We start from the raw sequence: 14,811 nt of genomic DNA on the forward strand, positions 1-14,811 counted from the left end.
CGTTAAAACTTTGAATTAACAGGTACGTTTTGTCTTGTTTAGTTTTCAAAGATCATGACTCACTTCTCAGTGAAGCGACTTTATCAATATAACATTTTCTCATCATTATGTCAAATGTTTTTTTGATTTTATTTTTCCGCCGCTGTGAGCTTTTTTTCAGAAGCGCATCAGCGACGTTTAATAATATACCATGGCTATGAAACAGAGTCAACATCTTTTTTAAAAGAATATCCCCGATGATAGATTGCCTGGCTCTTGGTCTCTATTTGACATACTTCGATAAAACCTTTTTCAGTCAGATAATCAAGCAGAACGCCAAGGTCTGGTGTGAAATCCTTTAAGTCCGTATGTTGTAGAAGCTCTCCGAATTGCCAAATGTCTTTTTCCTTCATTATTTGATATAGATGGGCAGAACCGATCTCTGCTTTAGAATGAATTAGAAAATCATTTGCTAAGAATAATAATTCAAGCCTTTTTTCCAGGCTTTCATGACTCTCAATCAGTTCAGAGTACAGCTTGTATACCTGCGGCTCCATCTGCCGGACTTGATTCCACACTGTTGTTTCAGGATGAAACCCTCTGTCAATTACTTCAATACGGGCTAAATGATGAAGAGCATGCACTATCGCATTGTAAGCATCTAAAAACTGATTCGCTTCAAAAAAGGCTTTGCCTTCTATATACCTTCTGATTAACTTTCCGTATTCAAGACCGATTTTCAATTTCCGCTCTGCAAACGGAAATGTATTAAGCCTGTCAATCAGTTCAACAATATATTCATTCCGATCAAACAGGGCTCTCCCATTTAGGATCCAATCTATGATTCTCCTATTGGTCCCGAGCAAAATCCATTCTTGAACTTGTGCGTCCGTTACAATATTTAAAGAAGCCGTTTGGTGTTCAAACTCATAATGCTTTATAAAGAGAGGCTCTTCCGCCTGTTTTACAATAACAAGTAAAGCCGCATCAAAATTATCCGTTATGGAAGATGCTTTGTTTCTTCTCTCAATCATTATGACAGCCAATGTATTCGGATGACTTGCTCTTTCTTGGTAAATTGGACGGAGAAGATTTTCCATTCCCATTCCTCCAGTGCAAATGTGTCAGTTATTATATTTTTTACTCTTCCATTCATTTCTATGATGAAAACGGAAAATCCTTTTTTCTAAACATATTGAACTATTATAAACAATTTCGCGGTATGTCTCTACAGCAAAGTTTCAATTCCGGCTGAAAACATGAAGAAACTCCCAGTGTGAATATGCTATATTTAAACAGAGGGGGATGGACATGGCGAAATACTCCAGCAAAATTAATAAAATCAGAACGTTTGCGTTAAGTTTGGTTTTCGTTGGGTTTGTCATTATGTACATCGGGATTTTCTTTAAGGAGTCTGTACTGCTTGCGAGCTTATTTATGTTACTCGGGCTTTTATCCATCGGACTCAGCACTGTCGTTTATTTTTGGATCGGCATGCTTTCCACGAAAGCAGTCCGGGTGGTGTGCCCCGCTTGCGGGAAAGAAACAAAGATTTTAGGAAGAGTCGATATGTGCATGCATTGCAGAGAGCCGCTTACATTAGACAAAAATCTTGAAGGCAAGGCTTTCGACGAGTCTTATAACAGCAAAAGAAACGCCAAATAAAATAAGCTGGCCGCTTTGACACGGTCAGCTTATTTTAATGGTTTTCTTTTTTCAGGCATTCTTGGCAGACGCCGTAGATCTCTAAACGGTGGTGGCTTACTTTAAAGCCGGTCACATGTGCAGCGAGCTGCTCCACTTCATCAAGACCCGGATAGTGAAAATCAACGATCTTACCGCACTTTTCGCAAATGGCGTGGTAATGGTCTGAAGTCACAAAATCGAATCTGCTTGAAGCATCGCCATACGTCAATTCTTTCACAAGACCAGACTCCCGGAACACGCGTAAATTGTTGTATACCGTCGCTACGCTCATATTAGGGAATTTCCCTTCCAGAGCTTTATATATATCGTCCGCTGTTGGATGAGCCATAGAATCCACGAGATATTCCAAAATCGCATGACGTTGAGGAGTAATGCGAACCCCAGTTTCCTTCAACGTTTCTAAGGCTTCTTTTAGTTCATGTGCAGCCATCCGTCATGCACCTCTCTTCTAAAAAAGATTCTTACATTATAATGTTTATAATTAGTGTAACTCTTTTTATGATTCTTTGTCAATTATAATCAGGATAAAAGATACAAAAGCCCATCTTTACGGCAGGCCAGGCTCCCTGCGCTTTTTATTTTGCTGAAACTTCTTTCAGCTCTTGAAGCGCTTCAGCTACGTGATCTTTCACCTTTACTTTTCTCCATTCTTTAATCAGCCGTCCTTCTTTGTCAATTATAAAGGTTGACCGCTCAATCCCCATATATTCTTTACCAAAGTTTTTCTTAAGCTTCCAGACGCCGAACGCTTCCGCCAGCTTGTTTTCATCATCAACTAGCAGCAGAAAAGGAAGATCATGCTTTTCCTTGAACTTTCCATGCTTTTCTTCGCTGTCAGGGCTTACGCCGATAATGACAGCATCAAGCTTTGCAAAGCTTTCATGATGGTCACGGAAATCACATGCTTCAGTGGTGCATCCCGGCGTCATATCTTTCGGATAAAAATAAAGGACGATGTATTTTCCTTTAAAGTCCGATAATCTTACCTTCTCACCATTGTCACCCTTTAATTCAATGTCCGGTGTTTCTTGTCCGATTTCTACAGCCATTTTCTTTACCTCCAAGGTGTTTTTAATAAGCGTATCCAATTCCATAGCAGATTACAACTCTTACCCTCCCTCACCGTTTTTCTATTTGCCGGACCTTGAACCGTTGTGCTCGTTTTGAAGCATGCTACAATAGAAATGACGCAAGGAGATATAGGAGGTATTATTTTTGTATACGAAATCAGTTGAACTTCATAGTGAAGCCTTAGAGCATATTGTCGGAGGCGTAAACAGCCCTTCCCGATCTTATAAAGCGGTAGGCGGAGGCTCTCCGATTGCCATGGAGAAAGCTAACGGCGCTTACTTCTGGGATGTGGACGGAAATCAATACATTGATTACTTGGCGGCATACGGTCCGATTATTACCGGGCACGCCCATCCGCATATTACGGAAGCCATCAAGAAAGCAGCGGAAAACGGCGTATTATACGGGACGCCGACAGCTCATGAGGTTACCTTTGCCAAAATGCTGAAGGAAGCGATTCCGGCGATGGATAAGGTGCGGTTTGTCAATTCAGGGACGGAAGCAGTAATGACGACGATTCGGGTGGCCCGGGCTTATACCGGCAGAACAAAAATCATTAAATTCGCAGGCTGCTACCATGGTCATTCGGATCTTGTACTTGTGGCTGCCGGGTCCGGTCCGTCCACTCTCGGCACCCCTGATTCGGCCGGAGTTCCAAAAAGCATTGCCAGCGAAGTCATCACGGTTCCTTTTAATGATATTGAAAGCTACAAAGAGGCGCTTGATAAATGGGGCAGCGAGATTGCAGCAGTCCTCGTTGAACCGATTGTCGGCAATTTCGGCATCGTCGAACCTAAAGAAGGATTTTTAGAAAAGGTAAATGAACTGACGCACGATGCGGGCGCACTTGTTATTTACGATGAGGTTATTACGGCGTTCCGCTTTATGTATGGCGGCGCGCAAGATCTTCTGCAGGTTAAGCCTGATTTAACCGCACTTGGAAAAATCATTGGCGGCGGTCTTCCGATCGGGGCTTACGGGGGCAAAAAAGAAATTATGGAGCAAGTCGCTCCGCTCGGCCCAGCTTATCAGGCCGGAACGATGGCGGGAAATCCCGCTTCGATCCTATCAGGCATTGCATGTCTTGAAGTGCTGAAAGAGGAAGGCGTTTACGAAAAGCTTGATCAGCTCGGCGCAATGCTGGAAGAAGGCATACTCGCACATGCTGAAACACATGGTATTACAATCACAGTCAATCGTCTGAAAGGCGCGCTCACCGTTTACTTTACTGATGAAAAAGTGGAAAATTATGAGCAAGCGGAACAAACAGACGGAGAAACATTCGCAACGTTCTTCAAACTCATGCTTGAACGCGGAATCAATCTCGCACCTTCTAAATATGAAGCATGGTTTATTACAACAGCCCATACAGAGCAGGATATTAAGAATACTCTCGCAGCTGTTGAAGATGCCTTTAAACATTTAAAGAAGTAAAGACACTAGACATGCAGGAGCGACTTTCGCTCCTGTTTTTTCTTATTTCCAGAAACAATGTGTAAAATATTGGTCTTTTCTCAAAAAAGACCTTGAATATTTGGTATGATCCCTGTATATTACTTTATTGTTTAGCAAATAAACTGACAGGGGATTTTAAGTGTTATACATTTGCTATGTAAAACAATTTACTATAGAAAGGAATGCACGCACAAACTAATGAAACTTGGTGCCCGCATTTTAAAAACAGGGATAGCGATTACGCTTGCTCTTTATTTAGCTTCGTGGATCGGAATTCCTTCGCCGATTTTTGCCGGGATTGCAGCGATATTTGCGATCCAGCCGTCTATTTACCGGTCTTTTCTTATTATTATTGATCAGGTTCAGGCAAATATTATCGGCGCTGTCATCGCCACCCTATTCGGCCTTATTTTTGGTCCCAGTCCAATTATGATCGGACTGACAGCAGTTATTGTCATTACCATTATGTTAAAGCTTAAAATTGAACACACGATTTCAATCGCGCTCGTTACAGTTATTGCGATTTTAGAAACTGCCGGAGGCGATTTTTTAACATTTGCCCTGATTAGAACCGGCACAGTCATTCTGGGGGTTCTCTGTTCTTTTATCGTGAATCTGGTGTTTCTTCCGCCTAAGTACGAGACCAAGCTAATCAATAATACTGTGGAGAACACCGATGAAATCATGAAATGGATCAGGCTGACGATGCGTCAGTCAACGGAGCATTCTATTCTGAAAGAGGATATCGAAAAGCTTAAGGAAAAAATGATTAAACTCGATCAGACATACCTTCTATATAAAGAAGAAAGAAGCTACTTCAAAAAAACGACATATGTAAAATCGAGAAAGCTCGTCCTGTTCAGGCAAGCCATTATTACAGCCAATCGAGCATTGGATACATTAAAGAAACTGCACAGGCTTGAAAACGAAATCTATCACATGCCTGAGGAGTTTCAGACGACTTTGACAGAAGAGATTGATTACCTGCTTCATTGGCATGAACGGATTTTGATGCGGTTTGTCGGCAAAGTTAAGCCGCATGATGATTTTGAGGAAGAAGGCATACAGTACAAACAGCTTTTAACAAGATCATTTTTAAAAAACCAGCAAAACGCCGAGGATGAACTGCTTGATTATAATATGCTTAACATTATGGCAAGCACGGTGGAGTATCGTGAGCAGCTTGAACATTTAGATACATTAATCACAAGCTTTCAGACCTATCATCCGAAAGACAGTGAGTTGGAAACAGAGGAGTAGCCCGGTTAATGAAACCGGGTTTTTTTGTACGAAAAAAAACTGATATCGCAGGAGCGATATCAGTTTTACATGTCAGTTTAAATTTTGGATGGTAAATAAGTGTTTGTAATGGCTGTCCCGCTTCATCAGTTCGTCATGGGTGCCGGTTTCAATAATCGTTCCATTTTCCATCACGACGATTTTATCAGCGTGTGTAATGGTAGACAACCTGTGGGCGACGATGAATGTCGTGCGGTCCCTTGCCAGTTTTTCCATGGCTTCCTGAATATAGTGCTCGCTTTCAAGATCAAGCGCAGAGGTAGCTTCATCCAATATTAAGAGAGGCGGATTTTTCAAAAAGACCCGCGCGATTGAGATCCGCTGCTTTTGCCCGCCTGACAGCTTGACTCCTCTTTCTCCGACTCTCGTTTCATACCCTTCAGGGAAATTCATAATAAATTCATGGGCATTGGCAGCTTTTGCGGCTTCGATAATGTCTTCAAGCTTGGCATTCGGCTGGCCGATGGCAATGTTTTCCCGAATCGTTTCACTGAATAAAAACGTATCCTGAAGCACCATTCCCACCTGATTCCGCAGACTTCTCGCCTCATAGTCCCGGATATCGGTGCCATCAATCAGCAGGCTCCCGCCTGATACATCATAAAACCGCGGAATCAGGCTGACGAGCGTTGATTTTCCGCCGCCGCTCATTCCTACGAGCGCTATGGTTTCTCCCTTATTCACCTTCAGGGTCACATCAGTCAGTATATCCTCTTTTTCTTTCTCATATTGGAAAGAAACATTTTGGAATTCTACTTCGCCTTTAATGTGATTTGCTTTTTTAGCATTCGGTTTATCTGTCAATTCATATGGTTCGTCAATAAATTCAAACACCCTGTCCATGGATGCGATCGACTGTGTCAATGTAGTGGAAGAATTGATCAGCCTTCTCACGGGATTGTACATTCTGTCAATATAACCGACAAATGCAACCATTGTTCCTACGGTGAGCGGGCCGTTTATGACAAAGTATCCTGCAAATGCAATGACGATGAGGGGCGCCAGATCTGTAATGGTATTGACGACAGCGAAGGTTTTCGCGTTCCAATTGGTATGACTGATTGCTTTATCTAAAAAATGTCCGTTCTTTTCGTTAAAGTTCTCTTGTTCATGGTCTTCTATCGCAAAGCTTCTGATCACCGGCATGCCTTGAATCCGTTCATGCAAGTGGCCTTGAACTTGGGCAAGCGCTTGGGATCTTTCCCTTGTCAGCTTTCTCAGCCGTCCGTAGAAATACTTAACCGATATACCGTATAACGGAAACAACACAATGGATATGAGCGTCAATTTGATATCCAGGGTAAGCATGATACAAATGACAATCAAAATCGTCAGCATGTCGAGCCAGATATTCATTAAACCGGTAATGACAAAATCCTTTGTTTGTTCCACATCGTTTATAACCCGGGAAATGACTTCACCCGTTCTCGTATTGGCGTAAAAACGCAAGCTCAGCTTCTGAATATGGTCAAACAGCTTCGCCCTAATGTCATAGAGCACTTTGCTGCCTGTCCACTGGGCAAAATATTGCCGATAATACTCAACAGGAGGCCGGAGCACTAAAAATATGGCAAACATAACAGCCATAATGGTAAATAATGATGTTGTTTTATCGTGGGCGCTCCCGCCTCCCTGAATAATATCATCCACGACATATTTCAGCAGGAGCGGAAGAGCAAGAGGAATAGAAAACTTCACGATTCCGATTAATACTGTAATGACAATCTGCTTCTTATAAGGTTTTACAAAATGCATATAGCGTTTAATAACACCCACACTTCATCCCCCTCTCTCTTTATCATGATGTGCGAGCCCATGTGAAAAACCTGTTGCACCCCCAACAGGTTTTTCATTAAGAATTATTTTGTATAACGCAGAAACCGTTCATACCACATATCTACAAATTCTGGAGCAAACGGCCCTTTTCGCTGGTGAATCCAATGCAGCAGCGTGTTCAGATATTCTCTCAAAATACTGTCGATTTCTTTTGGATAATTCATTAATTTTCGATGGTCATCGTACTCATCTTCATCAAGAATATTATAAGTCATATCAGGAAATACTTTGACATCCAAATCATAATCAATATATTTAATCGCTTCGTCATCATAGGCAAACGGCGAACTGATATTGCAATAATAGTGAACTCCGTCTTCTCTCAGCATCCCGATGACATTAAACCATTGTCGCGCATGGAAATAACAGATTGCGGGCTCCCTTGTCACCCATGTCCGGCCATCTGATTCTGTCACCATCGTCCGGTCATTTGCGCCGATGACACACATTTCTGTACTTTTTAAAATCGTCGTTTCATTCCAAATTCTATGAATCAGCCCGTTATGCTTATAGCTGTGAATTTGAATGGTTTCTCCTTCCTTGGGATAGCCCATTTTTCTCCCCTACTTTCTATAAAGCCCTGCGGTTAGTATGTCCAAATTTCCTTTATGACAACGTCTTTTACTTATTATAACGTTACAAATTAAAAAATGAAAATAAAAGAACCATTCCGGTGTCGGAATGGCACATTTTAAGCGCTACACATAAGAAGATGGTTTTTCCGATCTGCGATAGGAGCGAATAACCTGTTCGGTCTGCTTTTGAAATACACTCTGTATGTCAGCCAGATCTTTTCGTTTTATCGCAATCTCCTCCTGAATGATGTGCAGCCTTGCATCCCGTTCCAAATGCCGGAGTTCTGATTCAACTTGTTTGCACCGGTCAAGCTCTGCCTGCAGGTCGAGAAGCTTATCCATAATCTTCATTTGTTCGCTTACCAGTCTTTCAAATTCTGACATCCGGTTCCTCCTTCATGCCTGGTGCAGGGTATATGGTTTTCCATATAGTATGATTTCTATTTTGCTGAATAAATCCCTTTGACTCTTTATGTTGAGCTTTCACAAGTTTTGTCGTTTTATAAAAAGAAAAAAGCACTTCCACCCGAGGATGAAGTGCTTTTTTTCTGTTTCAGTGATTAGCTGTTTTGTTGTTTGTTTTGTTCAGCAGATTGGTTTTGCTGTCTTACTTGCTGAGCATCAGTTTCACTAGCGAATTCAGTGCCGAATTGTCCTTGTCCAGCAGCTGATTGTTGGTTTTGTTTTCTAACTTGTTGTACGTTTGTTTCGCTAGCAAATTCTGTACCAAACTGACCTTGGCCAGATGCTGATTGTTGGTTTTGTTTTCTTACTTGTTGAGCGTTTGTTTTGTTGTTTGAGTTAGCCATGTTTATCACCTCCACGACAATTAGAATGTGCAGGAGACAAACGGGCTATTCATATTTTGAAAAAAATTTTAAACAAGCAGAGAACGTCCGCCATCGACGATGATAGTCTGCCCGCGGATCATATCCGCTTTTGAAGAAACTAAAAACTCAACGGTATCCACCATGTCTTTAATGTCGACCATTCGTCCGGCAGGCGTATTTTGGCGCGCGTCTTCCAATAGGTCTTCCCTGTTTGGAAAATGCTTAAGTGCATCCGTATCAATCGCTCCGCCGGAAACCGCATTGACGATAATCTGTTTTTGGGAAAGCTCGACCGCCAGATAACGTGTTAATGCTTCAAGAGCGGCTTTTGACACGCCGACTGTCGTATAGTTTTCAAGATAACGGATGGAGCCTAATGAACTGATGCTGACAATATGCCCGCCTCCGTTTCTTTCCATAAGCTTGGCCGCTTCCTGGGCGCAGAAAAGCAATGCTTTCGCATTAATGTTCATCGTCCAGTCCCAATGGGTTTCTTCAAGCTCCATGACAGGTCTTAATACGCCTGACGCAGCGTTGTTAATAAAAACATCAAGTCTGCCGAATGTTTCATCAATTTGCTGAAACATTTCTTTTATTTTTGCAGGCTGTCCGACGTTCGCTTTGACAACAAGCACTTTAACGCCGAGCTTTTCAATTTCCTCAGCAGTTTCTAACGCCGCTTTTTTGCTTCGTGCATAGTTAATAACGATGTTATAGCCCTGCTCAGCAAGTCTTATTGCGGCTGCTTTTCCGACACCGCGGCTGCTTCCTGTGACGAGCGCACATTTATTTTGTTCCATTTTTTCCTCAGCTCCTTGTTGTGTATAGTTCTTTCATTTCCACAAATAATAATGATAAGAACGGAAAAAGGGGGTCTTCTGTTATGTATGTCGGACGTGATATGGGCGAACTTAGTATGATATCCAAAAAAGATTGGAAAAACAGTGAGCTCTCTTATTTTCATCATGCCTTCCAACAAATTATGCCTTATTTGAATGAAGAAGGCCAATCAAAATATCGTGAATTAAATCAAGAAATTGAAGCGCGCGGCGGACTGAAACGAAATGAAGCAGATTACAGCCACGGCACACGCATCAGTTATGATTAAGGCTTAAGGCAGTCGGTTTATGCTACTCGGCTGCCTCAACAGCCATTTTCCATATTTTTTGATGAGAAACGGGAAATGCGAATTCCTCAAGCTGTTTTTTCGTTACTTTTTTCAGACGGGTGCTTTCCGACACTTGTTTTACTTTACCGAAAAATACAGAAATATTCCAGACAAGATGGGTGAAAACGTGCTCGACAACACCTTGTAATTCGTCAATCTCCGCATTTATCCCCATTTCATTTTCTAAAAATAAGACGAGCTGGTCGCGTTCTGTTTTGATTCCTTTTTGTGTTTCAACATTCGGGAATTCCCACAGGTTGGCAAGCAAGCCTTTTGACGGACGTTTATGGATATATATATTTCCTTCATCATCTGTCAGGACAACCGCCGCCATTGTCTTGATCCCCGGTTTTTTCTTTTTGCTTTTGACGGGAAGTTCTCGTTCAGAGCCTTCCGCAAAGGCTGAGCAATGCTTCTGCACCGGGCACAGCAGGCAGGACGGCGACTTCGGTGTGCAGATGATCGCTCCGAGCTCCATCAGCCCTTGATTAAATTCAGATGGTTTTTCTTTAGAAATAAATGCATGAACCGCTTGCTCAAAAATGGTTCTTGTTTTTGGTTTGGCAATATCATCCCAGATGGAAAGGATTCTGGACATCACGCGCATTACGTTTCCGTCAACTGCAGGTATCGGTTTGTTATAGGCAATGCTGAGCACAGCCCCTTTTGTATAAGGACCGACTCCTTTTAAGCCGCCGAATTCCTTTTCCGTAGAAGGGACGGTCCCCCCGTACTGCTGCTGCACTTCTTTTACGGCGCTTTGCAGATTTCTGACTCGCGAGTAATACCCAAGCCCTTCCCATGCTTTAAGAACTTTTTCTTCATCGGCCTCCGCCAATGCTTCGACGTTGGGAAATTGCTCAACAAACCGCAGAAAGTAAGGGATAACCGTTTCTACTCTTGTTTGCTGCAGCATCACTTCTGATACCCACACCTTATACGGGTCTTGATCTTCTCTCCACGGCAGAACTCTTTGTTCTCTTTCAAACCATGTAATTAAATCATCACGAAACATGTCTATATCTTTTTGTTGTAGTTTTTCTTCAAGTGCGTTCATTTTGAGTTTCTCCTCGGTCTTTCGTTGCCTCAATCGCGCCCCGCTTTTCTTAAGACTGTTTTTTGTTGTACACTTAGGGCACAGTACGATAATATGTTACATTAAATATAGATAAAGAAAAAGCGGAAACATATGAGAACAAGTCTGTTTTATGATTTGGCAAATGGAAAATGGGGAATATCTTTAATGTGTATGTGCAGGCTATACGATTTTACCTGCAAGGAGGTCACTAATGGATACTGGCACTCATGTTGTCATGGGCATCGCTCTCGGCGGTATTGCGACTCTGGACCCGGTTATCGGCACGGATACTTCGATGGCTCACGCCGCTATGATCGCAGCGCTTGCGGGCTCTCAGGCTCCCGATATTGACACAGTGTTAAAGCTGAAGAATAATGCTGTTTATATAAGAAACCACAGAGGTTTCACTCATTCAATTCCCGCTGTTTTGTTCTGGTCAGTAGCGATTCCGGGGATATTGATGTTGTTTTATCCTCATGGGAATTTTCTTCACTTGTGGCTGTGGACGCTGCTGGCCGTTGTGCTGCATGTTTTCGTTGATATATTCAATGCATATGGAACACAGGCAATCCGGCCTTTTTCAAAAAAATGGGTAGCTCTCGGTTTAATTAATACGTTTGATCCATTTATTTTCATCAGTCATCTGGCGGCGATTGCCGTTTGGTATGTCGGCGGCCATCCCGGTATCACCTTCTTGATTTTATATGCTGTACTGATCGGTTATTACGGTGTCAGGTTTATCATGCAGCTGAGGATTAAAAGAAGGCTGCGGGAGCTGATTGACGAGGACATCGAAACCATTATTATATCTCCGACGATGAAATTCAGACAATGGCGGATTGCGGTTACGACCGCCCATGCGTTTTATGTCGGCAGAAGCCTTGACGGCCATGTCGTTATACTTGATACGTTCAACCGGGTTCCCGTGCCTGAAACAGATGTTATGAAGGCCGCGCAGCAGGATGAAAACATCGCTGCGTTCCTATCGTTTTCACCTGTGTACAGGTGGGAGGTTGACACATACAAGGACCATTATGAGGTCCGGTTTATTGATCTCCGCTATCGCAGCAAAGGGCACTATCCGTTTGTCGCAATCGTTCACCTCACCCATGATCTTGAGCTTAAATCGTCTTACACAGGGTGGATATTCAGCGAAGAAAAGCTTCAGAAAAAATTAAAGCTCGGCTCTATTTAGAGCCGGGCTTTTTTCGTTTCCTGATATAAAAACAAGCAATGGCCAGACTGACCAAAGTGACGGCTGCAGCCGGTTTAAAATAGGGAGGATAGTAGGTCAGCTCAATGCGGTTCTCACCTTTTTGGGCGCGGAAACCGATAAAGGAATAATCAGCTTGCTCCACCGGCTGTTTTTTCCCATTAATCTTCAGCTCCCAGCCTTTCTCAAACGGGATTGGGAGCTTGATATATCTAGCATTTTCCTTATTTTGATATGTGATGTTGAGCTTATTTTTGTTCCAGTCTATTTTAGCCGGCTGTTCTTCTTTTTCGGCAGCGGCTTTTAAGGTTTGATAGGTTTCTTCATAGAGTGTAAAACGCTTAAGCTCATAGGTTCCTTTCGGCAGCTCGATTGTGATTTGGTTTGTTTTCGGCACTCTGATGGTGAGGTCGTTTACTCCAGTTTTATAAATGGATTTGTTTGATTTTCTTGTTGTTACATAATCATTCACTTTCAACGTAAAGCCTTTGTCCTTCGCCTTGCTTTTCAAATAGAAACTGAGATAGTAATCGCCCGGTTGTTTTGACGGAGATTCCGGCGTGATGGTCAGTTGTCCGGTTGATTCCATTACCGTCAGCTGTCCGGTTTTATATTCCGCATGCTTTGCTGTAATGTTTGAATGTGAGATCAAATTGTTCAGCTTTGGCGGTTTCTCAGTTTTTCCTGAAGGATCTTTTATGACAATTCCCCGTAACATCGCCTGTTCTTTCACAAGCGCCGGAGACCCGTCAAAATCTGTTTCATTGTACACCTGGCCGGCGGTCTTCACGAACGGAAGCACATGTTGATTTTGATAGACAGCGTAATGTTTTGATTCCATTATTTTTGTAAAGCCGTAAGGGACATTGGCTGTGTTCGTTTTTTCCGTCATGAAGTACTTTCCGTAAAGCAGGCTGTACAAATTCGCTCTGCCTCCCATTGATGCGTAACGGCTGACGCTTTCTCTCCCCATATCTATATTGAGATCATTCCAATAAAAAGACAGGAGATTCTGGTTCAAAATGCTGGAATAAGCGCTAAATCCGTTAAATCCATACATGATGGGCGTATTATTGCGGACGCCATTCATCCAATCCAACCTGGCTAAAGGATCGATATCTTTAGATTGCAGGCGGCTGATGAGCTCCGTTTGTTCTTCGCCTTTATACTCTGTGCTTGTTAAATAGGCGTTTGAAACGGTTTGAAGGCCTCCTCCTTCTGACAATGCATATTTTTGATAGATGTTGGCAATCAGCACAGCTGACAGGACAATCACTGCATATACGGTGAGACGTGACTTTTTAAAAGTCAGCTTTGACACGAAAAGGGCGGCAATTGTCAGAAATAAGAACAGGATGACACTGGTATATGCCGGTCTTGTCAGATCAAGCCCGTGCCGGTGCTCATTGTACCAGTAAAACAGGATGGCGATGACGCTCGCTCCCAGCATTTCCTTCCATCTTACCTCAGACAGCTTAGACAAACCTGCGGCGACAGCTCCTGCAAGGGTAAAGGACAACACATATTCAAACCTGTATTGAGGAGCTGAAAAGCCGTTAAAGATACTTGCGGCATAAGGACTGTAATGAAACATGATGAAAAGCACGCTGAGCCCCGCAAATAGGCGGAATACTCGATTTCTGTACAAGGAGAACGTAAACAGAAACAGCAGAAAAATCGCGGGAAGCACGATAATTCGGCTTGAAAATAAAATATTGTCAGAGAAATCGAACCACTCAATCTGCCCGCTGTACGGCGGGCGAAGGTTATGTAAATATCCGTATACAACAGGAACAAAGGCCGCCGCGCTGATGCCGAAAGAAATCAGGCCTGAGATCATAAACATTTTAAATTGAGCGAGTTTTTTTATCTCGCCTTCCTCAAGCCTGATCAGCCATCTGAATAGAATGTAAATGCCGATAAAGATCAGATTCATATATGCGAAGTAAAAGTTATTGATTAAAGTCAGCGCGCAGGCCGCGATAAACCACGCAGGCCGGCGTTCCCTGATGATTTTTTCCGCTCCGTAGACGAGTAGCGGAAGCCATATCATGGTGTCGGTAAAAAACTCCCAGTATGCTTCATGGCGAAAATAAATAATGGATACCCCGTATAATACGGCCCCGACAAAAGCCGCTCCTGTATGTTTAACGATATAACGCAACACACCGGCGGCAGTAAATATAATAAGGCTGAGCTTTGCAATGCTGATAAAAACGGCCGCCTGCGCCCAAAACAGCGTATCAGCTTCCCCCGCCAGATGGACAAGCTGAAGAATTCGGACGACGGCAGAAGTCAGGATAAATAGAAAGGAAACAGAAAAATAATAGCCAAGCTGACTGTAGACTCCGCCGCCAAGTCCAAATGAATAATTGTAAAAAAAGTTGCCTTGCATGTATTGTTCAAAAAGCATTTTTTTGAAGACGATCATTTGTGCAAGACCGTCCCCCGGTCCTGTCATATATCGGCCCTCAGCCCATTCTTTAAGAAAAAAAGCGTGGGCGCAAATCGAAATGAGCAGGCTTGCAGCAATCAGATATGCTTTTTTCATTTCGCTGCCACAGCCTTCCATCCATAAAAGCCGCGCATACAAAAAGAGC

General features: G+C 42.8%; 15 protein-coding genes. 5 read left to right on the forward strand and 10 right to left on the reverse strand.

The genetic code is table 11. The features are described 5' to 3' along the window. Positions 1-194: 194 nt before the first annotated feature. Positions 195-1,079, reverse strand: a complete 885-nt coding sequence (locus tag GXP75_RS17230) for a nucleotidyltransferase-like protein (RefSeq protein ID WP_214917090.1) — start codon at positions 1,077-1,079, stop codon at positions 195-197. Between the two features lie 211 nt (positions 1,080-1,290). Here GXP75_RS17230 and GXP75_RS17235 point away from each other — a divergent pair, with 211 nt between their 5' ends. Beyond that, on the forward strand, positions 1,291-1,644 hold the full coding sequence (locus GXP75_RS17235; protein ID WP_242557390.1) for a YgzB family protein: 354 nt from the start codon (positions 1,291-1,293) through the stop codon (positions 1,642-1,644). Positions 1,645-1,678: 34 nt separating this feature from the next. On the opposite strand, the gene perR is transcribed toward GXP75_RS17235, so the two are convergent. After that, complete coding sequence (gene perR, locus GXP75_RS17240; protein ID WP_004430646.1) at positions 1,679-2,116, reverse strand: peroxide-responsive transcriptional repressor PerR; 438 nt, start codon at positions 2,114-2,116, stop codon at positions 1,679-1,681. A 145-nt stretch (positions 2,117-2,261) separates the two neighbouring features. Beyond that, complete coding sequence (bcp, locus tag GXP75_RS17245) at positions 2,262-2,735, reverse strand: thioredoxin-dependent thiol peroxidase (RefSeq protein ID WP_242557391.1); 474 nt, start codon at positions 2,733-2,735, stop codon at positions 2,262-2,264. A gap of 166 nt (positions 2,736-2,901) precedes the next feature. Here bcp and GXP75_RS17250 point away from each other — a divergent pair, with 166 nt between their 5' ends. Both GXP75_RS17250 and GXP75_RS17255 read left to right on the forward strand, forming a co-directional pair. After that, positions 2,902-4,191 (forward strand): glutamate-1-semialdehyde 2,1-aminomutase, encoded by a 1,290-nt coding sequence (locus GXP75_RS17250; protein WP_242557392.1) that lies wholly within the window; start codon positions 2,902-2,904, stop codon positions 4,189-4,191. Between the two features lie 219 nt (positions 4,192-4,410). Continuing rightward, positions 4,411-5,472, forward strand: a complete 1,062-nt coding sequence (locus GXP75_RS17255) for an FUSC family protein (RefSeq protein WP_061573419.1) — start codon at positions 4,411-4,413, stop codon at positions 5,470-5,472. Between the two features lie 72 nt (positions 5,473-5,544). Here GXP75_RS17255 and GXP75_RS17260 read toward each other — a convergent pair whose 3' ends face one another. The 5 genes from GXP75_RS17260 to fabL all read right to left on the reverse strand — a co-directional run bounded on the left by GXP75_RS17260 (position 5,545) and on the right by fabL (position 9,552). Then, positions 5,545-7,287, reverse strand: a complete 1,743-nt coding sequence (locus GXP75_RS17260) for an ABC transporter ATP-binding protein (protein ID WP_242557393.1) — start codon at positions 7,285-7,287, stop codon at positions 5,545-5,547. Between the two features lie 83 nt (positions 7,288-7,370). Continuing rightward, positions 7,371-7,901, reverse strand: coding sequence for a nucleoside tri-diphosphate phosphatase (ntdP, locus tag GXP75_RS17265; RefSeq protein WP_004430623.1), 531 nt, complete (start codon positions 7,899-7,901; stop codon positions 7,371-7,373). Positions 7,902-8,045: 144 nt separating this feature from the next. Beyond that, on the reverse strand, positions 8,046-8,306 hold the full coding sequence (locus tag GXP75_RS17270; protein WP_088116776.1) for a YgaB family protein: 261 nt from the start codon (positions 8,304-8,306) through the stop codon (positions 8,046-8,048). A gap of 176 nt (positions 8,307-8,482) precedes the next feature. Further along, positions 8,483-8,731 (reverse strand): gamma-type small acid-soluble spore protein, encoded by a 249-nt coding sequence (locus tag GXP75_RS17275; protein ID WP_004430614.1) that lies wholly within the window; start codon positions 8,729-8,731, stop codon positions 8,483-8,485. Between the two features lie 68 nt (positions 8,732-8,799). Continuing rightward, positions 8,800-9,552 (reverse strand): enoyl-[acyl-carrier-protein] reductase FabL, encoded by a 753-nt coding sequence (fabL, locus tag GXP75_RS17280; protein WP_004430608.1) that lies wholly within the window; start codon positions 9,550-9,552, stop codon positions 8,800-8,802. Positions 9,553-9,635: 83 nt separating this feature from the next. On the opposite strand from fabL, the gene GXP75_RS17285 reads away from it, so the two are divergent. Continuing rightward, positions 9,636-9,860, forward strand: a complete 225-nt coding sequence (locus GXP75_RS17285; protein WP_004430607.1) for a hypothetical protein — start codon at positions 9,636-9,638, stop codon at positions 9,858-9,860. A 22-nt stretch (positions 9,861-9,882) separates the two neighbouring features. Here the strand turns inward: GXP75_RS17285 and mutY are convergent, their stop codons facing one another. After that, on the reverse strand, positions 9,883-10,977 hold the full coding sequence (gene mutY, locus GXP75_RS17290) for an A/G-specific adenine glycosylase (protein WP_242557394.1): 1,095 nt from the start codon (positions 10,975-10,977) through the stop codon (positions 9,883-9,885). A 232-nt stretch (positions 10,978-11,209) separates the two neighbouring features. Here mutY and GXP75_RS17295 point away from each other — a divergent pair, with 232 nt between their 5' ends. Continuing rightward, on the forward strand, positions 11,210-12,193 hold the full coding sequence (locus GXP75_RS17295; protein ID WP_242557395.1) for a metal-dependent hydrolase: 984 nt from the start codon (positions 11,210-11,212) through the stop codon (positions 12,191-12,193). Here GXP75_RS17295 and GXP75_RS17300 read toward each other — a convergent pair. Further along, positions 12,186-14,762, reverse strand: coding sequence for a YfhO family protein (locus tag GXP75_RS17300; protein WP_242557396.1), 2,577 nt, complete (start codon positions 14,760-14,762; stop codon positions 12,186-12,188). The two genes, GXP75_RS17295 and GXP75_RS17300, sit on opposite strands and share 8 nt — an antisense overlap. Positions 14,763-14,811: the final 49 nt, after the last annotated feature.

The sequence above is a fragment of the Bacillus sp. HU-1818 genome (assembly GCF_022695965.1).
GTDB classification, from domain to species: Bacteria; Bacillota; Bacilli; order Bacillales; family Bacillaceae; genus Bacillus; species Bacillus atrophaeus.

Bases quoted from the DNA above. Each gene is read 5' to 3' on its own strand.
- GXP75_RS17230 (WP_214917090.1), bottom strand. From the start codon at position 1,079: ATGGAAAATCTTCTCCGTCCAATTTACCAAGAAAGAGCAAGTCATCCG.
- GXP75_RS17235 (WP_242557390.1), top strand. From the start codon at position 1,291: ATGGCGAAATACTCCAGCAAAATTAATAAAATCAGAACGTTTGCGTTA.
- perR (WP_004430646.1), bottom strand. From the start codon at position 2,116: ATGGCTGCACATGAACTAAAAGAAGCCTTAGAAACGTTGAAGGAAACT.
- bcp (WP_242557391.1), bottom strand. From the start codon at position 2,735: ATGGCTGTAGAAATCGGACAAGAAACACCGGACATTGAATTAAAGGGT.
- GXP75_RS17255 (WP_061573419.1), top strand. From the start codon at position 4,411: ATGAAACTTGGTGCCCGCATTTTAAAAACAGGGATAGCGATTACGCTT.
- ntdP (WP_004430623.1), bottom strand. From the start codon at position 7,901: ATGGGCTATCCCAAGGAAGGAGAAACCATTCAAATTCACAGCTATAAG.
- GXP75_RS17270 (WP_088116776.1), bottom strand. From the start codon at position 8,306: ATGTCAGAATTTGAAAGACTGGTAAGCGAACAAATGAAGATTATGGAT.
- GXP75_RS17275 (WP_004430614.1), bottom strand. From the start codon at position 8,731: ATGGCTAACTCAAACAACAAAACAAACGCTCAACAAGTAAGAAAACAA.
- fabL (WP_004430608.1), bottom strand. From the start codon at position 9,552: ATGGAACAAAATAAATGTGCGCTCGTCACAGGAAGCAGCCGCGGTGTC.
- GXP75_RS17285 (WP_004430607.1), top strand. From the start codon at position 9,636: ATGTATGTCGGACGTGATATGGGCGAACTTAGTATGATATCCAAAAAA.
- mutY (WP_242557394.1), bottom strand. From the start codon at position 10,977: ATGAACGCACTTGAAGAAAAACTACAACAAAAAGATATAGACATGTTT.
- GXP75_RS17295 (WP_242557395.1), top strand. From the start codon at position 11,210: ATGGATACTGGCACTCATGTTGTCATGGGCATCGCTCTCGGCGGTATT.
- GXP75_RS17300 (WP_242557396.1), bottom strand. From the start codon at position 14,762: ATGAAAAAAGCATATCTGATTGCTGCAAGCCTGCTCATTTCGATTTGC.